The following is a 19,527-nucleotide window of genomic DNA, read 5'->3' as shown; positions in this document are numbered from 1 at the left end:
GCACCACGTGTGCAGCCGTTCGCCGTTCCAGTCGGTCCTCAGGAGGTCCGCGCGTGACCCATCAGCCGCCCGTCGACGAGCCGACGACCCGCCGCCGACAGCTTCTCGGCCGGCTGCCACTGCCCGAGCGGACGTTCATCACCGATGCGTTGCGCACCGAGACGGTCGGCGGCGTGCTGCTGCTGGCCGCCGCCGTGATCGCGCTGATCTGGGCCAACGTCTGGCCGCACGCCTACGAGAACGTCCTCGACCACGCCGTCGGCCCGTCCGCCCCGCTCCACCTCCACCTCACCCTGGGCGAGTGGGCCGAGGACGGCCTGCTGACGATCTTCTTCTTCGTGGCCGGCATCGAGCTCAAACGCGAGTTCGTCGCGGGCGAGCTGCGCAGCCCGAGCGCCGCGCTGCTGCCGGTGACAGCCGCGGTCTGCGGCGTCGCGATTCCCGCGGTCCTGTTCGCCGTCACCAACTCCGGCAGCGGCGGCCACCCCGGCGGCTGGGCGATCCCGACCGCCACCGACATCGCCTTCGCGCTCGGCGTGCTGGCCGTGGTCGGCAGCCACCTGCCCTCGGCACTGCGCGCCTTCCTGCTCACCCTGGCCGTCGTCGACGACCTGATCGCGATCCTGATCATCGCGATCTTCTACAGCTCCGGCATCCGGTTCTGGGCGCTCGGCCTGGCCGTCGCCGGTCTGGTGCTGTTCTGGTTCCTGCACCGGCGCGGGGTGCACGGCTGGTACCTGTTCGTGCCGCTGGCCGCCGTGATCTGGGCGCTGATGCACGAGAGCGGCGTGCACGCCACGGTGGCGGGCGTCGCCATGGGCCTGATGCTGCGCTGCCACCGCGAGGGCGACGAGCAGCACTCCCCCGGCGAGCACATCGAGCACCTCGTCCGCCCGCTCTCGGCCGGGCTGGCCGTCCCGGTGTTCGCGCTGTTCGCGGCCGGGGTGACGATCTCCGGCTCGGCGCTCGGCCAGGTGTTCACCCAGGCCACGCCGCTCGGCATCGTCCTCGGCCTGCTGGTCGGCAAGACGGTGGGCATATTCGGCGGCACCTGGCTGACCGCCCGGTTCACCCGGGCCGAGCTGAACCCGCAGCTCAGGTGGGCCGACATGTTCGCGGTCTCGGTGCTCGGGGGGATCGGTTTCACGGTATCGCTGCTGATCAGCGAGCTGGCCTTCCCCGGGGACCCGGCGCTGGCCGACCGCTCCAAGACCGCCGTCCTGGTGGGCTCGCTGCTGTGCGCGCTGGTCGCCACCGTGCTGCTCAAGCTGCGCAACCGGCACTACCGGGAGCTGTGCGAGGAGGAGGACCGGGATTTGGACGGCGACGGCATTCCGGACGTCTACCAGCAGGACGACCCGGCGTGGCGGGCATGGGTGGGCGAGTTCGCCCCGCGCGCAGGCGATGACCGGACGGACGGCGGGCCGGGCCCCTCGCAATGAGGTCCCGAGGCCCGCTCCGCGGACCGCGCCCGCCCTCCCGAAGGCCTCCGCGGCCGGGACACGTCGCTCCGGCGGGGCCCCGGAGTGGTGTCCGACTGACCGGTACGGGCATGATTCTGAGCTGTCGACAGTCCACTGACGCCTCCGGGCCCCCTCCGGCCTCCGGAACCGCACCACCCGGCGGCGTCGCACCGCACAGCCGCAGAGGAGAACACCTGATGCCCACAGGAGCCGCAGACCCGTCCAGCAACGGCCGGGCGCCCTACGAGGGCGAGCGTTCGGTGGGCCAGTTGTTCGCGGCGGCCACCGCCGACCTGTCCGCGCTGGTCCACGACGAGATCGCCCTGGCCAAGGCGGAGCTGCGGGCGGACGTCAAGCGCGGCGTCTCCGGCGGGGTCTCGCTGACGGTCGCCGGCGTGGTCGCGCTGGCCTCCGTCCCGATGCTGAGCGCCGCGGCGGCCTTCGGCATCCACGCGCTGGGTCTGTCGCTCGGCTGGTCGTTCCTCATCGTGGCCGGCGCGTACCTGCTGCTCGCGGTCGTGCTCGGACTGCTGGCGTGGCGTTCGTTCTCGCGGATCGAGAAGCCGGTCCGCACCATCGAGGGCGCCCAGAAGACCGCCGACGTGCTGAAGAACGCCCGGCCGCGGCCGGCCACCAAGGAGGAGATCGACCGGGCGCTGGGCCGCATCCCGTAACGGCGCATCCCCGGTTGGACGCACCGACAGCGAGTGCCGGGCACGTGTCCGGCGCACGGATGTGACACGCTCTCGGTATGCCGCTTGACCAGAAGCCCGTGCCCGCGCAGCCGTCCGCCGACTCCGGTCCCGACCGGGAGCCCGGCCGCGAGGCCACCGACCGGGCCGCCGACCACGCGGTCGACGAGGTCGCCGCCGAGCCCTCTGCCGGGGCCGTCGACGGCGGCGCCGGCGTGGCGCCTGCGGGTTCGGCCGGGGCCGGGGCCGGCGCCGAGGCCTGGAGCATCCGGCAGAGCGGCCCGTGGACGCACCGCGACCTCGCCGCCAACGGCGCCCGGTTCCACATCGCCGAGCTGGGTGCGGGCCCGCTGGTGCTGCTGGTGCACGGCTGGCCCGAGTACTGGTGGGCCTGGCGCCACCAGATGACTGCGCTCGCCGAGGCCGGCTACCGCGCCGTCGCACTCGACGTGCGCGGCATCGGCGGCAGCGACCGCACGCCACGCGGCTACGACCCGGGCAACCTGGCACTGGACGTCACCGGGGTGATCCGCTCGCTCGGCGAACGCCGGGCCCACCTGGTCGGACACGCCTCCGGCGGCACGCTGGCCTGGGTGGCGGCGGTGATGCGCCCGTCGGTCATCCAGAGCCTCACCGTGGTCTCCGCCGCGCACCCCCGGGACCTGCGCCGGGCGCTGCTCACCGACCGCCGCCAGATGGCCGCCTTCGAGCACGTGCTGGGCTTCCAGCGGCCGTGGATACCGGAACGCCGCCTGGTGGCCGACGACGCCGCGGTGGTCGGCCGGTACCTGGACGCCTGGACCGGGCCGAAGAAGCTGGACGAGGCGGCGGTGCACGCGTACCGGCAGGCGATCCAGATCCCCAGCACGGCGCACTGCTCGATCGAGCCGTACCGCTGGCTGCTGCGGTCGATGGCCCGCCCGGACGGCATCCAGTTCGCGCGGCGGATGAAGAAGCCCATCACCGCGCCCACGCTGCACGTCCAGGGCGCGGCGGACCCGGTGCTGCTGTCGCACACCGCACTCGGCGGTGGCGAGTACGTGTCGGCGCCGTACCGCTGGCGGCTGCTGCCGGGTGTCGGGCACTTCCCGCACGAGGAGGCGCCGGAGCGGTTCACGGCGGAGCTGTTGGACTGGGTGGGCCAGCACAAGGAGTGAGCGCCTCGCTGAGCGCCTCTCCCAGGGGGACCTCGGGCCCGGGTCCGAGGTCCCGACAGGAGACCCCAGGTCCAGACCAAGACCCCAACTGCCTTGATGTTGCGCTCATATGACAAACGCATAGGCCACTTTCGATGCCCCGCGGGCGGTTACCCCGACCGGCCCAGGGGCATCCATTCCGGTATGACCTGGATGCCCGATCGCGGCGGCGCATCGCGCGGCCGACACCACAACAGCTCGCACCGGTCCGCCCACCGTTCCGACTGGGCGGACGACGTCGGCTACGACGGCACGGACCCCCGTCAGCGCTCGGCGCAGCGGCAGCTCGGCATCCCACGCATCCTCGGCCGGCGCGCCCGCTGGGTGGGCGCACGACTGCGGCGCGAGACCTGAGGCCTCGCGCCGCGTTCCTTCGAATCCGGGTGCCCCCGGTCAGCTCACGATCGTCGCCCCAAGCCCCGGTCGTCGGCCCAAGCCCCAGTCGTCGGGTCGGTCCACGATCGTCGGGTCAGTTCACGATCTGCGGCGACAGCGCGGTGAACCAGAGCAGGGCGAAGGTCGCCACCGACATGATCGGCACCAGCACCTTGGTCTCGACGTCGTTGCCGCTGCGCTTGATCAGCACCACCTCGTAGCGCTCCTTGTGCGGCCAGAGCAGCGGCGCGCCCTTCTTGGTCAGGCAGTCACCCAGCAGGTGCGCCAGCGTGCCCAGCGCCACCGCGTACGGCAGCCAGCCCGGGGCGTTCGGCATCCAGGCGTTCATCCCGAAGGTGCCGAGCGCGGCCAGGCCGATGACGGTGATCCACGCCTCCGGGCCGTCGCCGGGCGGGCACAGCCGCAGCGCCCTGATCGCCAGCGCGAGCAGGAAGAACGTCAGGCCGAGGGTGAAGTAGCGGCCTGCGAAGGTGACGCCCGCCCAGGTTCCGGCGCCCATCAGGGCGACGAACAGCAGCGAGTGGGTGGCGTGCCGGTGACCGCCGGAGGCCCAGGCCACGAAGCGGCAGAGGGCCTTGGAGACCGGGCCGAGGAAGTTGGCGATCGACCCGTCGTGGTGGTCGAGGTCCGGCAGCAGGGCGGCGCCCGCGCACAGGACCGTGCCCATGAGGATGTCCGCCGGCTGGAGCGTGGTGTCCAGCAGCAGCGGCGGCAGGAACGGCGCCGAGGCCGCGTACAGCATCGCGCCGCTGACCGCGTGCGAGTGACCCATCATCGGACTACCACGACCTCCCCGTTGGGCTCACTCCGGTACGGCGCCGGATTGAGCCGAACGGGTGAACGCGGCAGAGGCTACCAGGGCGGACTGACGGTACGACGGATATCGGATCGTCCTACCGGGCGCGTCGCCCGAAACACGACCGAGCAGGCACCAGCGGACCGTGACGAGAGCGCGACCTGCATCAGAGCGCGCAGCCCTGGGTGTCCACCCGCGCCGTCGCGGTGCTGCCCTTGTCGGCGTCGTCCTTCACCTCGGCCGAGGTGAGCACGTACCCGGTGTCGGCGCTGTCCAGCGACTTGGCGAACACCACGCCGTACACCTGGCCGTCCGGGGTGAGCAGCGGGCCGCCGCTGTTGCCCTGGCGGACCAGCGAGCGGACCGAGTAGACGTCGCGCACGACCTGGCCGCGGTGGTAGATGTCCGGGCCGTTGGCCTGGATCCGGCCGCGGATGCGGGCCGGCTGGACGTTGAAGGCGCCGTTCTCCGGGAAGCCGGCCACGATCGCGCTGTCGTTGGTCTTCGCCTCGCCCGCGAAGGCCAGCGGGGGTGCGTTCAGCTTGGGCACGTCCAGGATCGCGATGTCGCGCTGCCAGTCGTAGCGGACCACCGTCGCGTCGTACAGCTGGCCGGCACCGCCGATCTGGACGGTCGGCTCGTCGACCCCGCCGACCACGTGCGCGTTGGTCATCACCCGGTGAGGGGCGTAGACGAAACCGCTGCCCTCCAGCGTCTTGCCGCAGGAGGTGGCGGTGCCGACCACCTTGACCAGGCTCTGCCTGGCCTTCGCCACCGTCGGGCTGGCGGCCAGCGCCGGGTCGGGGGTGTCGACCTGGGTGATCGGCTCGTGCTCGAAGGGGTTGAAGACCTGCGGGAAGCCGTTGCGGGCGAGCACCTTGGAGAAGTCCGAGAACCAGTTCGGCGCGTCGCCGGGCAGCGCGTCCTGGACGCCTCCGAGGATCGCCGAGGAGCGGACCTGCTTGGAGACCGTCGGCAGAGACGTTCCGGCGAGCGCGGAACCGATCAGCCAGGCCACCAGCAGCATCGAGATCACGTTGACGACCGCGCCGCCGGCCGCGTCCAGCACCCGCGCCGGACGGCGGTCGATGTGACCGCGCAGCTTCCAGCCGAAGTGCGTGGTGATCGCCTGGCCGATCGCGGCGAACACGATCACCACCACCACGGCCACCACCGAGGCCGTGGTGCCCGGGCTCAGGTGGTCGAGCAGCAGCGGCAGCAGCTGGACCGCCAGCAGGCCGCCGCCGAGGAACCCCACGACCGACAGGACGCCGACCACGAAGCCCTGCCGGTAGCCCGACACGGCGAATCCGACGGCGGCGAGGATCAGCAGCACATCCAGGACGTTCACCCGGACACCCTCCCACGACCGGCGGCGCCGCTGTGCGGACAGGCCCTCACGAGGGACCGGCGTCGCCCACCGGCAGCACGCGGGTACGGTCGGTGTCCTCCCGGTCCTCCCGCACCAGGGCCAGTGCGTCGTCCGAGAGGGAGACGATCCGGGACGGGTCCCAGGGCCGCTCCATGCCGCTGTGGTGCAGCACCCGGTCGATCACCCCCGCCGTGAAACCCCAGACCAGCCGCCCCGCGACCGCGAAGGCCGGGCCCACGTGACCGGACGGGTGGCGCAGCCGGACCCGGTTCGCCGGATCGGCCAGCTCCGCGATCGTCACGCGGAACACCGCGCCCGTCTCCCCCTTGTCCACCGGCCGGACGGGCGACTCCTCGCGCCACCAGCCGAGCACCGGGGTCACCACGAAGCGGCTCACCGGGATGTACAGGGCCGGCAGCGCGGCGAACACCTGCACCCCGGCCGGGTCCAGGCCCGTCTCCTCCCAGGCTTCGCGCAGCGCCGCCGCGATCGGGCCCGGCCCGTCCGGGTCGCCGTCCTCCGGATCCAGCGCGCCGCCCGGGAACGAGGACTGCCCGGCGTGCGAGCGCAGCGAGCGTGCCCGCTCGATCAGCAGCAGGTCCGGGCCCTCCTCGCTCTCGCCGAAGAGCATCAGCACCGCGGCGGCCCGGGCGTCCTCCACCGGCGGCAGGAATCGGCTCAGCTGCTCCGGCAGCACCCGCTCGGCGGCGTCCCGCACCGGCTCCAGCCACTGCGGCAGGCCGTCGCGCTCGATCACCCGGTTCGTCACTGGCCCACCGCCATGTCCGCGACCTTCCCCTGGTGGGCAGCGGCGTCGGCCCGGGCGGCGGCCTCGCCGGGGAAGTTCCCCGGGGGCTTCAGCCGCTGGCCGGGCTGGCCGCCCAGTTCGTACTTGAGCAGCTTGCCCGCCTTCTCCGGATCGGTCTCGCCCTCGCCGTACGACGGGCAGAGCGGCGCGATCGGGCAGGCCCCGCAGGCGGGCCTCTGGGAGTGGCAGATCCGCCGGCCGTGGAAGACCACCCGGTGCGACAGCATCGTCCACTCGGACTTCGGGAAGATCTCGCCGACCACCGCCTCGACCTTCACCGGGTCCTCCTCGGTGGTCCAGCCGAAGCGCCGGGCCAGCCGCCCGAAGTGGGTGTCCACGGTGATCCCGGGGACGCCGAAGGCGTTGCCGAGGACGACGTTGGCTGTCTTGCGGCCGACACCGGGCAGGGTCACCAGGTCGGCCAGGCGGCCCGGGACCTCGCCGCCGAACTCGTCGCGCAGCGCGATCGACAGGCCGATCAGCGACTTCGCCTTGTTACGGAAGAACCCGGTCGGGCGGATGATCTCCTCCAGCTCCTCCGGGTTCGCCGCCGCCATGTCCTCCGGCGTGGGGTACTTCGCGAACAGCGCGGGCGTCGTCTGGTTCACCCGCAGGTCCGTGGTCTGCGCCGACAGCACCGTCGCCACCAGCAGCTGGAACGGGTTCTCGAAGTCCAGCTCCGGGTGCGCGTACGGATACAGCTCCGCCAGCTCCCGGTTGATCCTCCGTGCCCGCCGCACCATCGCCAGACGGGTCTCAGGCTTCCTCGGTTTCGCGGCCGGCTTCGCCTTCGGCGGCGCCGCCTTGCGGACCTTGCTCTCTGCCATGCACGAAGGCTACGCCGGACGGCCGAACCCGCGCGCCGCATTGGCCACGTCGGCGACGTCCGGGCGCTGGCCGGGAGGCGTCCGGTCAGGCTTCCGACCCGGGACGGACGGGTGGGAGCGTGCGGGGGTCACCGGCCTCGGCGGACCTTGACGCCTCCGCCCCCGGCTCCGGGTCCGTCCACAGACTGTGGACGGACCCGGAGTTCAGCGCCCGCCGTCAGGACGCGGCGAAGCGCGTCCCGACGGACTGGCGGCAGCAGCTCGGCCGCCGGAACCGGTTCCACTACGTGCGCGTCGCCGTCATCGTCACGGCGTTCGTCCTGCTGGTCGTCGCCCTGGTGTGACGCCCTGCGAAGCGTCCGAGAAATTTTCCGCCCGGGAGCGATGAGTTCTGCGGCGGCGCCCGGTCCACCCCTGCGAAAGCACGGAAACACCAAGCGCCACCCCCGAAGGGAACCTCATGAACACCGTTGTGTCCGCCGACGGCACCGAGATCGCCTACTCCGTCACCGGCTCCGGCCCGGCCGTCGTCTTCGTCGACGGCGCGCTCTGCCACCGGGCGTTCGGGCCCGGCACGGCGGTGGCCCAGCAGCTGGCGGCGCACCACACCGTCTACACCTACGACCGCCGCGGGCGCGGGGAGAGCGGTGACACCTCGCCGTTCGCCGTCGAGCGCGAGATCGAGGACCTGGCGGCCGTCATCGAGGCCGCCGGTGGCTCGGCCCGCGTCGTCGGGGTCTCCTCCGGTGCCGCGCTCGCGCTGCGGGCCGCCGCGAGCGGGGTCGGGATCAGCCGGATCGCCGTCTATGAGCCGCCGTTCAGCACCGAGGACGGGCAGCGCGCACGGTTCACCGCGTACCTGACGGACCTGGAGGCGGCACTCGCCGAGGAGCGGCGTGGTGACGCCGCCGCCCGGTTCATGACCATCGTCGGCATGCCGGCCGAGATGGTCGACCAGATGCGCGGCGCGCCGATGTGGCCGGCCTTCGAGGCGGTGGCTCCGACGCTCGCGTACGACGCGGCCTGCCTGGGGGCGGGGACGGGCGGATCCGTCCCGGTCGAGATCCTCGCCGAGGTCGCCGTGCCCGCGCTCGTGCTGGACGGCGGCGCCAGCCCGGAGCTGCTGCGCGCGCCGGCCCGCGAGGTCGCGGCGGCCGTCCCGGGCGCCGAGCACCGGACGCTCGCGGACCAGACGCACGAGGTGGCCGCCGAGGTCCTGGCGCCGGTGCTGGTCGAGTTCTTCGCCTGACCCACCGAGCCTGGTGGCGCCGGCCGGGCGCGAGGAGACGCGGGCGGCGGCCCGGTCGAGGGCCGATCAACCCCGCTACAGCGCGTTCAGCTCGCCGAAGCCGAGCGAGCCGTCCAGCTCCGCCAGCGTCTCGGCGCCCAGCAGTTCGGCCGCGGCCCGGCGGGCGGCGGTGTACGCGAGCTGGGCGAGGCCGGTGCCGACGCTGACCCGCCGCACCCCCGCGGCGGCGAGTTGCCTCGACCACCGAGCTGGCCCGCCGCACCGGCCTGTCCGCCGCAGGGGTCTCCCAGCACCTCACCGCGCTGCGCGCCGCCGGCCTGACCAGCGCCCACCGGGCCGGCCACACCGTCCTCTACGCCCGCACGGCGGTGGCCGAATCCCTGCTCGACCCGACCGAGTCCGCGTTCGACCGGGCGGGCCGTCCGGCCGGCCCCGGCGTGTAACCGGTCGGTACGAATGGCCCCGCGCAGCACACCTCGACACACCCCCTCCTCATATGATCGGAGCGACATGCGCCATGCTTGGTGATGCAGAACACTGAACGGAACTTGCGCCGGACGGCCCACCCGCCTGACGGCCGAGAAGGAGGAAGCACGTGGACGACGTTCTGCGGCGCGCCGCACTCTTCGCGGCACTCGACGACGAACAGGCCGGCGAGCTGCGCGCTTCCATGACCGAGGTCACCCTCGCCCGTGGTGAGTCGCTGTTCCACGAGGGCGACCCGGGCGACCGGCTGTACGTCGTCGCCGAGGGCAAGGTCAAGCTCCACCGCGCCTCGCCGGACGGACGCGAGAACATGCTCGCCGTCCTCGGCCCCAGCGAGATGATCGGCGAGCTGTCCCTGTTCGACCCGGGCCCGCGCACCGCGACCGCCAGCGCGCTGACCGAGGTCAAGCTGCTCGGCCTCGGCCACGGCGACCTCCAGCCCTGGCTGCACGCCCGCCCCGAGGTGTCCATCGCACTGCTGCGGGCCATCGCCCGCCGCCTGCGCCGCACCAACGACGTGATGTCCGACCTGGTCTTCTCCGACGTGCCCGGCCGCGTCGCCAAGGCCCTGCTGGACCTCTCCCGCCGCTTCGGCGTGCAGTCCGACGAGGGCATCCACGTCGCCCACGACCTCACCCAGGAGGAGCTGGCCCAGCTGGTCGGCGCCTCCCGCGAGACGGTCAACAAGGCGCTCGCCGACTTCGCCGGCCGCGGCTGGCTGAAGCTGGAGGCGCGTGCGGTGGTCCTGATGGACGTCGAGCGGCTGTCGCGCCGCTCGCGCTGACGCCGGTACGAACGCCGGCACCGGCACGAAAGCCGACGCCGGTACGAACACCGCGAAGGGCCCGTCCGCTCGGACGGGCCCTTCGGCCTTCGCGGCTCTGCTTCGGCGTTCGCGGCCCCGCTTCAGTCGAGGTCGGGGATCAGCCCGTGCTCCTCCAGGTACTCCAGCTGGGCCCGGACGGACAGCTCGGCGGCCGGCCAGAGCGAGCGGTCGACGTCCGCGTAGACCCGGGCCACCACCTCGGACGTGGTCCGGCAGCCCGCCTCGACCGCCGTCTCCACCTGAGCGAGCCGGGTGGCCCGGTGGGCGAGGTAGTAGTCGACGGCGCCCAGCGCGTCCGCGAGCACCGGTCCGTGACCGGGCAGCACGGTCCGCACGCCGTGCCGGGAGGCCATGGTGTGCAGGCGGCGCAGCGAGTCCAGGTAGTCGCCGAGCCGCCCGTCGGGGTGGGCGACCATCGTGGTGCCGCGGCCGAGAACGGTGTCGCCGGTGAGGATCGCGCCGTCGTCGGGCAGGTGGAAGGTCAGCGAGTCCGAGGTGTGGCCGGGGGTGGCGACCACCCGCAGGTCCAGGCCGCCGACGTCCAGGCGCTGCCCGTTGACCAGGCCCTCCGAGCCGAGCCGGTACGCCGGGTCCAGGGCGCGGACCTCGGTGCCGGTGAGCTCGGCGAAGCGGGCCGCGCCCTCGGAGTGGTCGGGGTGGCCGTGGGTGAGCAGGGTGAGCGCGACGCGCTTGCCCTGCTGCTCCGCGAGGTCGATCACCCGGCGCAGGTGGCCCTCGTGCAACGGGCCCGGGTCGATCACCACCGCGAGGTCCGAGCCGGGCTCGGAGAGCAGCCAGGTGTTGGTGCCGTCCAGCGTCATCGGCGACGGGTTGGGCGCCAGCACGCAGAGTGCACGGGGGGTGGCCTCGCCGCCGACGCCGGCGGCGGGGTCACCCGGGAGGAGTCCGCTCACCGGCCGCCGCCCTCGCCGTCGCGGTGCAGGGCGCGCAGCGGGAGGGCCCGGACGAGGGCCCGCTGGGCGACCTCGACGAACGGGACCGGGCTGTCGCAGGCCGGGGTGCGGGGGGTCAGGCGACGGGCGGGCATCTCGGGTGCCGTCCGGCGAGCCACGTCCTTGTGGGTCATCGGGCGTCGGTCCTCTCTGCGTGGTGTGCGACCGGGTACGGGTCGTCCGTTGTACGGGTCGGGTTCGGTACGGGCCGGGCTCGGTGCGGGTCAGGCCTCGGGGAAGTCCCCGTCGATGGTCAGCTCGTCATACCCCGGCCATCGAACGGTCATGCGGTCCCCGCGGACCTCAGCCCGGCCCAGGACCGGATCCAGCGTGCGGCGCCCGGCCGCGGCCAGCGCGTCGGAGGCCGTCCGGACGGGCGACAGCTCGCGCAGCACCGTCACGGTCGGCGGCAGCATGCCGAACCGGCCCTCGTCGTAGCCCCGGACGGCCTCGGTGGGCGTCATCCAGGCCACCCGGTCGGCCTCGCCGACCTCCAGGGCGGCGCGCTGGCCCGAGGGCAGGGCCGCGACGAAGAACCAGGTGTCGTACCGGCGCTCCTCGAACGCCGGGGTGATCCAGCGGGCCCAGCCCCCCAGCAGGTCGCTGCGCAGCACCAGGCCGTGCTCGCGGAGGAAGTCGGCGAAGGACAGCTCGTGCGCCTCCAGGGCGGCCCGCTCGGCGCTCCAGTCGCGCGGCTCGGCGATGCTCCCCGCGTCCGGGCCGGCCAGCAGCACGCCGGCCTCCTCGAAGGTCTCTCGGACGGCCGCACAGACCACCGCCTGCGCCGTCCGGGCGTCCACGCCGAGCCGCCGCGCCCACTCCTGCGGGCCCGGCCCGGCCCAGGCCAGCTCGGCCTCGGCGTCCCGCGGGTCCACCCCGCCGCCCGGGTAGGCGTACATGCCGGCGGCGAAGGCCATCGAGGTGCGGCGGCGCAGCAGGTAGGCCTCCGGTCCGGCGGCGGCGTCGCGCAGCAGCACGACCGTCGCGGCGGGCCGGGGCACCGGCGGGGTCAGCACGCCGGAGTCGAGCGCCCGGATCCGGGCAGGCCAGCCGGGCGGCATCGGGAGCGTCGTTGCTCGATGGTCCATGCCCGGATGCTAAGCGCACGAAGGCGGGGTTGGACAGGCCCAACCCCGCCTCGTGATCACGGTCAGGCGGTCTTGACCCGCACCTGGAGCTCGACCTCGACCGGGGCGTCCAGCGGCAGCACCGCGACGCCGACCGCGCTGCGGGCGTGCACGCCGGCCTCGCCGAGCACCTTGCCGAGCAGCTCGCTGGCACCGTTGATCACGCCCGGCTGGCCGGTGAAGTCGGGGGCGGAGGCGACGAAGCCGACGACCTTCACGACCCGCTCGATCAGGTCGAGGTCGCCGATCACCGACTTGATCGCGGCCAGCGCGTTGAGCGCGCAGGTCTGCGCGAGCTCCTTGCCCTCCTCCGGGGACACCTCGGCGCCGACCTTGCCGGTGCTCGGCAGCTTGCCGCCGACGACGGGCAGCTGGCCGGAGGTGAACACGAACTCGCCCGACCGCAGGGCCGGCACGTAGGCGGCGACCGGCGCGGCCACCGGCGGCAGGCTCAGACCCAGCTCGGCGAGCTTCGACTCGACCTTGCTCATGCGTTCTTCTCCCGCTTGAAGTAGGCGACCAGCGTCTCCGGGTTGGGGCCCTGCACGACCTGGACGAGCTCCCAGCCGTCCTCGCCGAAGTTGTCCAGGATCTGCTTGGTGGCGTGCACGAGCAGGGGTGCCGTCATGTATTCCCACTTGGTCATGGCCAGACTCTAGACGAGCCGCCGCGGCGATCGGCGCCGCCCGCGGACCGGCGTGTGAGGTGGCCCACAAAGCGGGCATGATTCAGGCCCGGTCCCCCCGATGCTCCGGGCATCCGGCCCGGTCCCTGGTTACCCTCGCGAGAGGGCAATTACCGGAGAGCGGGGCCGGCCGACGGGGCGGCCCCCGGCTCTCGGAGACGGACGGAGACGGAGCGTGGCACGCACCCCCGGCCAGACGGCCCGGCGCGACCCCGACTGGGAGGGCGTCCGGCTGCACGTGGTCAGCGGCAAGGGCGGCACCGGGAAGACCACACTGGCCGCCGCGCTGGCGCTGGCCCTGGCCGCCGAGGGCGGCCGGGTCCTGCTGATCGAGGTGGAGGGCCGGCAGGGCATCGCCGAACTGTTCGGGATCGCCGCGCTGCCGTACGAGGAGCGCCGGATCGCCTCGGTGTCCAGGAGCCAGCTGGGCCTGCCGGCCGGCTCCACGGGCGGGGGCGGCGGCGAGGTCTTCGCGCTGGCCATCGACACCGAGGCGGCGCTGCTCGAGTACTTGGAGATGTTCTACAAGCTCGGCCGGGCCGGGAAGGCGCTGCAGAAGGTCGGCTTCGTCGACTTCGCGACCACCATCGCGCCCGGTGTCCGGGACGTCCTGCTCACCGGCAAGGCCTGCGAGGCCTCCCGGCGCAAGGGCCCGGACGGCCGTCGCAGCTACGACGCGGTGGTGATGGACGCGCCGCCGACCGGCCGGATCACCCGCTTCCTGAACGTCAACTCCGAGGTGGCCGGACTGGCCCGGATCGGGCCGATACACACCCAGGCGCAGGCCGTGATGCGGGTGCTGAAGTCGCCGGAGACCGCGGTGCACCTGGTCACCCTGCTGGAGGAGATGCCGGTGCAGGAGACGGTCGACGGCTTCACCGAGCTGGGCGAGGCCGGCCTCCCGGTCGGCGGAGTGATGATCAACATGGTCCGGCCGCCGGTGCTCGACGCCGCCGCGGTCGCCGCGGTGGACGGGAACCACCGCGAGGACGTCGCCCTCGCCCTCGGCGAGGCCGGGCTCGGGGGGCGCTCGCGCAAGCCGGAGACCGTCCGGGCCGTGGTCGACCCGCTGCTCGACCCGCTGCTGGAGCAGGCCCGGGAGCACGCCGAGCGGGTCGAGCTGGAACGCGAGCAGCGCGCCGATCTCCAGCAGCTGAAGCTCCCCACCTACGAACTCCCGTTGCTGGGCGAGGGCGTGGACCTCGGTGGGCTGTACCGGCTGGCGGGCGAACTCAAGCGGCAGGGGGCGGCGTGAGCGGCGGAGGGGCGAACCGCGGCGGGGCGAACGCCCGCGAGGGGACGGACGGGGTGCGGAACGCGATGGACGGCAACGGCGTACGGGGCACGGGCAGTCGGCTCGCGGTCGACGGACTGATCGACGACCCGAAGACCAGGATCATCGTCTGCTGCGGCTCTGGCGGGGTCGGCAAGACCACCACCGCCGCGGCGATCGGGCTGCGCGCCGCCGAACGCGGGCGCAAGGTCGTGGTGCTCACCATCGACCCGGCCCGTCGGCTCGCCCAGTCCATGGGCCTGACCGAGCTCGACAACACCCCGCGGCTGGTCAAGGGCGTCACGGCCATGGAGGGAGCACCGCTCGGCGGCTCCAACGGCGACGGGCGGCGGGAGGGAGAGCTCCAGGCCATGATGCTCGACATGAAGCGGACCTTCGACGAGGTCGTGCTCGCCCACGCCGAACCCGAACGGGCCAAGGCGATCATGGAGAACCCGTTCTACCAGTCCCTGTCGGCCGGCTTCGCGGGCACGCAGGAGTACATGGCCATGGAGAAGCTCGGCCAGCTGCGCGCGGCCGAGGAGTGGGACCTGATCGTCGTCGACACCCCGCCGTCCCGCTCGGCGCTGGACTTCCTGGACGCGCCCAACCGTCTCGGGTCCTTCCTCGACGGCAAGGTGATCCGGATCCTGACGGCCCCGGCCAAGGTCGGCGGGCGCAGCGCGATGAAGTTCCTCAACGTCGGCATGGGCCTTTTCACCGGCACCCTGGGCAAGATCTTCGGCGCCCAACTGCTCACCGACGTGCAGACCTTCGTCAGCGCGATGGACTCGATGTTCGGCGGTTTCCGCGAGCGCGCCGACCGCACGTACCAGCTGCTCAAGGCGCCGGGCACGGCGTTCCTGGTGGTGGCCGCGCCGGAGCGGGACGCGCTGCGCGAGGCGGCGTACTTCGTCGACCGGCTGGCCGCGGACCGGATGCCGCTGGCCGGCCTGGTGCTCAACCGGGTGCACGGCTCGGGCGCCCCGCAGCTCACGGCGGAGCGGGCGCTGGCGGCGGCCGAGGCGCTGGAGGAGAACGGCTCGGAGCACTCCTCGCCCGAGGCCGAGCTGCTCGCGGCCGGGCTGTTGCGGCTGCACGCCGAGCGGATGCAGATCATGTCGCGGGAGCGCCGCACCCGCGACCGCTTCGTCTCGGTGTACCCGGACGTGCCGATCGTGGAGGTCGCCGCGCTGCCGGGCGACGTGCACGACCTGGAGGGGCTGCGGGCCATCGGGGACCGGCTGAGCGGCACCGCGTAGGCCCGGGCCGGTGAGGCTGCCGGGCGCCGGCGCGGGTGGACGCCCGTTGCCTCGGGGCCGCCCGCGGGTCTGTGTCGGCTCGCCGCGTCCGCTCGCTGCGTGTCGGACCGCTGTGCCCCGGTCAGCCCGCCTGGGCGTAGTCCGTCAGTATCACGCCGGTGGCCAGGGACTCCTCGTACTCCGTACGGGCCGTCTCCAGCAGCTTCCGCCAGGAGATCACCGTCGGACGGCGGCGCAGCAGCGCTCGGCGCTCGCGCTCCGTCATCCCGCCCCAGACCCCGAACTCGACCCGGTTGTCCAGCGCGTCCGCGAGGCACTCCGTACGGACGGGGCAGCCGCTGCACACCGCCTTGGCGCGGTTCTGCGCCGCCCCCTGGACGAACAGTTCGTCCGGATCACTCGTGCGGCAGGCAGCCTGCGCACTCCAGTCGTCAACCCAGCCCATGCTGGCGCCGTCCTCTCCCGTATTCGAGGCTCCCCCACGGCGGCAACGGCATATTCACCGTTGCCAGTTGAGGACGTTACGGAAGAACGACAGCTTGCAACAGCCCCTTCGGGCTCAATCTCGAATGACCCGATTGGACTATGGGTGGCGGTCAGCTCACTCGTTGGAGTGATCGCAGGTCGCAAGCCTTGCCAAACACAGCAAGACCACTCTCACCACGCGCGCCATCACGGAGCGTCACCGGTTCACATCGACGCGATGGACTGCGGCCGCCTCAAAACTCGCCCAAGGTCGGGCAATTCGGGCAAGTCTCCGCACTCACAAGAGTGAACGATGTTGACGCACCGAAGCTGTCGCAAGCTTGTGACAAGCGTAGGCGAACGCCTGCCGCCGTGTGCGGGATTCGGCAACGTAGGGTTCTCCTCATGGCACCGAAGCGCCCCCAGGCATCCCAGCCCCCAGGCAACAACGGAGCTCCGCGCGGCCGGCGCCGCGAGTCACCGCTGGACTACGCGGGACACGGAGTGAAGTTCCTGGGCGTCAGCGTGCTCTCCGGAGTCCTGCTGGCAGGCCTCGCCCTGCCCGCCGTCGGCGCCATCGGGCTGACCGCCAAGGACACGGCGGAGAGCTTCGACAGCGTTCCCGACGACTTCAAGACGCCGCCGCTCACCCAGGCGACCCAGATCTTCGACGCCAAGGGCGGCCTGATCGCCAAGGTCTACGAGCGCGACCGCACCGTCCTCACCGCCGACCAGATGTCGCCCTTCATGCGGCACGCGCAGGTCGACATCGAGGACGCCCGCTTCTACGAGCACGGCGCCGTCGACCTCAAGGGCGTGCTTCGCGCCATCAGCAAGAACGCCGAGAGCGGCACCACCGCGCAGGGCGCCTCGACGCTCACCCAGCAGTACGTGAAGAACGTCAACGTCGAGAAGGCCGGCGACGACCAGGCCGCCGTCCTGGAGGCGCAGCGCAAGACCCTGGGCCGCAAGATCCAGGAGCTGAAGGTCGCGATCAAGCTGGAGGAGGATCTGACGAAGGACCAGATCCTCACCAACTACCTGAACATCACCTTCTACGGCCACCAGGCCTACGGGGTCGAGGCCGCGTCCCAGCGCTACTTCAGCAAGAGCAACAAGGACCTGACCGTCGCCGAGGCCGCCACCCTGGCCGGCATGGTGCAGAACCCGTCGTCCTACGACCCGGTGCGCTACCCCGACAACACGGTCAAGCGCCGGAACGTCGTCATCGACAAGATGCTCGAGAACAAGCACATCACCGCGGACCAGGCGAAGGAGGCGAAGGCCGCCCCGCTGGGTCTCAAGTACAAGGACCCGCAGAACGGCTGCATCACCGCCCAGGCCGGGATGGGCTTCTTCTGCGACTACGTCCGCCACGTGATCAAGCAGGACCCGGTGTTCGGCAAGAACGCCGCCGACCGCAAGAAGCTGTGGGACACCGGCGGTCTGAACATCTACACCACGCTGGACCCGGACAAGCAGGCCGCGGCCCAGAACGCCGTCACGAAGAAGGTCTTCGCGACCGACCCGGTGTCGGCCGCCGCGACCATGATGGAGCCGGGCAGCGGCAAGATCCTGGCGATGGCCCAGACCCGCGCGTACGGCCTGGACCCGAACAAGAACCAGACCGTCGTCAACCTGAACGTCGACTCCTCGATGGGCGGCGGCAACGGCTTCCAGACCGGTTCGACCTTCAAGCCGATCCTCGCCGCGGCGGCCCTGGAGTCGGGCATGTCGCCCACCCAGGCGTTCCCGTCCGAGAACAAGATCGACTACCCGAACATGTCCACCTGCTCGGGCACCTGGAAGAACATCCCGAAGCCCGGTGAGCCCAAGGCCACGGTGAAGAACGAGTCGACCGGCGAGGTCGGCCCGTACGAGCTCAAGCAGGCCATGGCGCTGTCGGTCAACACGTACTTCGTCGAGATGGAGCAGCAGATCGGCCTCTGCGCGATCAAGCAGATGGCCAACAAGCTGGGCATCTCCCAGTCCGCCAAGGGCGACGCGTTCACCGAGGTCCCCTCGATGGTCCTCGGCTCCCTGGAGCTCAGCCCGCTGACCATGGCGAACGTCTACGCGACCTTCGCGGCCCGCGGCAAGTACTGCACTCCGATCGCGATCAACAAGATCACCACGGTCGACGGCAAGGAGGTCAAGGTCCCGCAGTCCCAGTGCAGCCAGGCCTTCTCCGAGAGCACCGCGGACGCGCTCAACACCGTCCTGCTCAACGTGACCGAGAAGGGCACCGCCGCCGCCCTCGGCCTCGACGACGGCCGGAAGATCGCGGGCAAGACCGGTACCACCGACGAGAAGAAGGCCGCCTGGTTCAGCGGCTACACCCCCTCCCTCGCCACCTCGGTCTGGCTCGGCGGCCCGGCCGGCGGCGTGAAGATGAAGAACATCACCATCGGCGGCAAGCACTTCGACGAGGTCTTCGGCGCCGACGGCCCCGGCCCGATCTGGCAGATGGCGATGAACCAGGCGCTCAAGGGCACTCCCCTGGAGCCGATCCAGACGATGAACATCCCGGACCCGCAGCCCAAGCCGGACCCGAACGCCACGGCCCCGGCGGTTCCGCCGGCCGGCGACCCCAACCCGCAGCCGGGCGGCAACCCGCCGCCCCCCGGAAACCCGGGTGGCAACCCCGGTGGGGGCAACAACGGCGGGATGATCGGCGGCGGGTTCACCTTCCCGCCGGGCGTCATCGGCGGCAACGGCGGCAAGCACGGCGGCGGTGGCAACGGCGGCAACGGCTGAGCCGGTCAGCGCCGAGAACGACAGCAGGGGCGCCTTCCGAGATCACTCGGAAGGCGCCCCTCTTTCCTGTCGTGTCCGTCGCGGCGGCTCCGGCTGCGCGGATCAGCCTGTCAGCGCGGCCTTCACGGCGGCGGCGACGCGGCTGCCCTCCGCCAGACCGTCCACCTTCGGCTTCACCAGCTTCATCACGGCGCCCATGGCCTGCGGGCCGGTCGCCCCGCTCTCCGCGACGGCGGCCGCCACGATCGCGGCCAGTTCCTCGTCCGAGAGCTGCTTGGGCAGGTACCCGGCGAGCAGCTCACCCTCCGCCCGCTCCCGGGCGGCCTGATCGGCCCGACCCGCGGTGTCGAACGCCTCGGCGGCCTCCCGGCGCTTCTTCGCCTCGCGCGCGATCACCTTGAGCACCTCGGCGTCGGAGAGCTCGCGCTTCTCCTTGCCCGCCACCTCCTCGCTGGTGACGGCGGCGAGCGTGAGCCGGATGGTGGACGAGCGCAGCTCGTCCCGGTCCCTGATGGCAGCCGTGAGGTCCTCCTGCAGCTGCGCCTTGAGCGTCGTCATGGCCCGAGTCTCCCACCTGCGGCGTTCTGGTGCCCGGCATTAACGGCCGGGGGTTTCGGGCGGTCTTTCTGGGGGTGCCGTAACCCCTTAGGTGGTTACATGATCAAGGGTGAGCCGACCGGCGCAGCCGCCGGGGTGGTCCTGACAACCCCCGGAGCACCCGCTTCCACTTCGACCCCGGCGCACTCTGCCTCGAACTGCTCACCACCGGCGGCCCCGGCACCTACGCCGGTACGAGGTCCTCCACGAGCCCGCCGACCTCGCCCGCTGGCTGCCCCGGTCCAGGCCGCCTATGGAGCAGCCAGCCGCACCCTCGCCCGGCCGCCGGCGTTCACC

General features: G+C 72.4%; 21 protein-coding genes and 2 pseudogenes. 11 read left to right on the top strand and 12 right to left on the bottom strand.

The features are described from left to right. The first annotated feature begins 53 nt into the window (after positions 1 to 53). The 4 genes from nhaA to F7Q99_RS14325 all read left to right on the top strand — a co-directional run bounded on the left by nhaA (position 54) and on the right by F7Q99_RS14325 (position 3,705). The gene (nhaA, locus tag F7Q99_RS14340) at positions 54 to 1,442 is read left to right on the top strand and encodes a Na+/H+ antiporter NhaA (protein ID WP_326846654.1); all 1,389 of its coding nucleotides are present in this window, start codon (positions 54 to 56) and stop codon (positions 1,440 to 1,442) included. Between the two features lie 218 nt (positions 1,443 to 1,660). Next, positions 1,661 to 2,137, top strand: a complete 477-nt coding sequence (locus F7Q99_RS14335; protein ID WP_153461673.1) for a phage holin family protein — start codon at positions 1,661 to 1,663, stop codon at positions 2,135 to 2,137. Positions 2,138 to 2,214: 77 nt separating this feature from the next. Then, positions 2,215 to 3,312: an alpha/beta fold hydrolase gene (locus tag F7Q99_RS14330; protein WP_230210218.1), complete on the top strand. Its 1,098-nt coding sequence runs from the start codon at positions 2,215 to 2,217 to the stop codon at positions 3,310 to 3,312. A gap of 183 nt (positions 3,313 to 3,495) precedes the next feature. Beyond that, entirely contained in the window at positions 3,496 to 3,705 is a 210-nt protein-coding gene (locus tag F7Q99_RS14325) for a hypothetical protein (protein ID WP_153461671.1), read from the top strand. 115 nt (positions 3,706 to 3,820) lie between these two features. On the opposite strand, the gene F7Q99_RS14320 is transcribed toward F7Q99_RS14325, so the two are convergent. From F7Q99_RS14320 to nth, 4 genes are all read right to left on the bottom strand, one after another. Beyond that, a complete protein-coding gene (locus F7Q99_RS14320) occupies positions 3,821 to 4,522 on the bottom strand; it encodes a metal-dependent hydrolase (protein WP_195911065.1) in 702 nt (233 codons plus the stop codon). A 187-nt stretch (positions 4,523 to 4,709) separates the two neighbouring features. Next, on the bottom strand, positions 4,710 to 5,894 hold the full coding sequence (locus tag F7Q99_RS14315; protein ID WP_326846653.1) for a MarP family serine protease: 1,185 nt from the start codon (positions 5,892 to 5,894) through the stop codon (positions 4,710 to 4,712). 46 nt (positions 5,895 to 5,940) lie between these two features. After that, positions 5,941 to 6,684, bottom strand: coding sequence for an NUDIX hydrolase (locus tag F7Q99_RS14310; RefSeq protein WP_326846652.1), 744 nt, complete (start codon positions 6,682 to 6,684; stop codon positions 5,941 to 5,943). Beyond that, positions 6,681 to 7,550, bottom strand: a complete 870-nt coding sequence (gene nth / locus F7Q99_RS14305; RefSeq protein WP_153461666.1) for an endonuclease III — start codon at positions 7,548 to 7,550, stop codon at positions 6,681 to 6,683. Before nth ends, F7Q99_RS14310 begins: the two co-directional genes overlap by 4 nt. Positions 7,551 to 7,789: 239 nt before the next feature. Between nth and F7Q99_RS14300 the strand changes: the two are divergent. Together F7Q99_RS14300 and F7Q99_RS14295 are read left to right on the top strand one after the other, a co-directional pair. Continuing rightward, positions 7,790 to 7,894 (top strand): annotated as a pseudogene (locus tag F7Q99_RS14300) (DUF1772 domain-containing protein); the annotation flags it as partial. Positions 7,895 to 8,010: 116 nt separating this feature from the next. Then, positions 8,011 to 8,799, top strand: coding sequence for an alpha/beta fold hydrolase (locus F7Q99_RS14295; protein WP_153461663.1), 789 nt, complete (start codon positions 8,011 to 8,013; stop codon positions 8,797 to 8,799). Positions 8,800 to 8,874: 75 nt separating this feature from the next. Here the strand turns inward: F7Q99_RS14295 and F7Q99_RS14290 are convergent, their stop codons facing one another. Beyond that, the gene (locus F7Q99_RS14290; protein WP_268267547.1) at positions 8,875 to 9,015 is read right to left on the bottom strand and encodes a hypothetical protein; all 141 of its coding nucleotides are present in this window, start codon (positions 9,013 to 9,015) and stop codon (positions 8,875 to 8,877) included. Positions 9,016 to 9,032: 17 nt separating this feature from the next. Between F7Q99_RS14290 and F7Q99_RS14285 the strand changes: the two are divergent. Continuing rightward, positions 9,033 to 9,242 (top strand): annotated as a pseudogene (locus F7Q99_RS14285) (helix-turn-helix domain-containing protein); the annotation flags it as partial. Positions 9,243 to 9,394: 152 nt separating this feature from the next. Further along, the gene (locus F7Q99_RS14280) at positions 9,395 to 10,069 is read left to right on the top strand and encodes a Crp/Fnr family transcriptional regulator (RefSeq protein ID WP_030392646.1); all 675 of its coding nucleotides are present in this window, start codon (positions 9,395 to 9,397) and stop codon (positions 10,067 to 10,069) included. Positions 10,070 to 10,191: 122 nt separating this feature from the next. Here F7Q99_RS14280 and F7Q99_RS14275 read toward each other — a convergent pair whose 3' ends face one another. The 5 genes from F7Q99_RS14275 to F7Q99_RS40400 form a co-directional block, all read right to left on the bottom strand. Then, entirely contained in the window at positions 10,192 to 11,025 is an 834-nt protein-coding gene (locus tag F7Q99_RS14275; protein ID WP_326846651.1) for an MBL fold metallo-hydrolase, read from the bottom strand. After that, positions 11,022 to 11,198: a hypothetical protein gene (locus F7Q99_RS41145; RefSeq protein WP_230210217.1), complete on the bottom strand. Its 177-nt coding sequence runs from the start codon at positions 11,196 to 11,198 to the stop codon at positions 11,022 to 11,024. Before F7Q99_RS41145 ends, F7Q99_RS14275 begins: the two co-directional genes overlap by 4 nt. A gap of 90 nt (positions 11,199 to 11,288) precedes the next feature. Then, on the bottom strand, positions 11,289 to 12,152 hold the full coding sequence (locus F7Q99_RS14270; RefSeq protein WP_153461659.1) for an NUDIX hydrolase: 864 nt from the start codon (positions 12,150 to 12,152) through the stop codon (positions 11,289 to 11,291). Between the two features lie 62 nt (positions 12,153 to 12,214). After that, a complete protein-coding gene (locus F7Q99_RS14265) occupies positions 12,215 to 12,682 on the bottom strand; it encodes a RidA family protein (protein WP_153461657.1) in 468 nt (155 codons plus the stop codon). Next, entirely contained in the window at positions 12,679 to 12,837 is a 159-nt protein-coding gene (locus F7Q99_RS40400; RefSeq protein WP_195911064.1) for a DUF4177 domain-containing protein, read from the bottom strand. Before F7Q99_RS40400 ends, F7Q99_RS14265 begins: the two co-directional genes overlap by 4 nt. A gap of 214 nt (positions 12,838 to 13,051) precedes the next feature. On the opposite strand from F7Q99_RS40400, the gene F7Q99_RS14260 reads away from it, so the two are divergent. Both F7Q99_RS14260 and F7Q99_RS14255 read left to right on the top strand, forming a co-directional pair. Then, positions 13,052 to 14,131 (top strand): ArsA-related P-loop ATPase, encoded by a 1,080-nt coding sequence (locus F7Q99_RS14260; protein WP_326846650.1) that lies wholly within the window; start codon positions 13,052 to 13,054, stop codon positions 14,129 to 14,131. Positions 14,132 to 14,196: 65 nt separating this feature from the next. After that, on the top strand, positions 14,197 to 15,411 hold the full coding sequence (locus F7Q99_RS14255; RefSeq protein WP_153466173.1) for an ArsA family ATPase: 1,215 nt from the start codon (positions 14,197 to 14,199) through the stop codon (positions 15,409 to 15,411). Between the two features lie 121 nt (positions 15,412 to 15,532). Here F7Q99_RS14255 and F7Q99_RS14250 read toward each other — a convergent pair whose 3' ends face one another. After that, the gene (locus F7Q99_RS14250) at positions 15,533 to 15,856 is read right to left on the bottom strand and encodes a WhiB family transcriptional regulator (protein WP_195911063.1); all 324 of its coding nucleotides are present in this window, start codon (positions 15,854 to 15,856) and stop codon (positions 15,533 to 15,535) included. 425 nt (positions 15,857 to 16,281) lie between these two features. On the opposite strand from F7Q99_RS14250, the gene F7Q99_RS14245 reads away from it, so the two are divergent. Further along, positions 16,282 to 18,633 carry a transglycosylase domain-containing protein gene (locus F7Q99_RS14245; protein WP_153461653.1) on the top strand — a complete coding sequence of 784 codons (2,352 nt, stop codon included), beginning with the start codon at positions 16,282 to 16,284 and terminating at the stop codon, positions 18,631 to 18,633. A gap of 102 nt (positions 18,634 to 18,735) precedes the next feature. Here the strand turns inward: F7Q99_RS14245 and F7Q99_RS14240 are convergent, their stop codons facing one another. Then, positions 18,736 to 19,191, bottom strand: a complete 456-nt coding sequence (locus tag F7Q99_RS14240; RefSeq protein WP_153461651.1) for a GatB/YqeY domain-containing protein — start codon at positions 19,189 to 19,191, stop codon at positions 18,736 to 18,738. Between the last annotated feature and the right edge of the window lie 336 nt (positions 19,192 to 19,527).

Source organism: Streptomyces kaniharaensis (genome assembly GCF_009569385.1).
GTDB lineage: Bacteria > Actinomycetota > Actinomycetes > Streptomycetales > Streptomycetaceae > Kitasatospora > Kitasatospora kaniharaensis.
The sequence above is the reverse complement of the archived record's forward strand: the minus strand, read 5'-3'. Positions and strand labels throughout refer to the sequence as shown.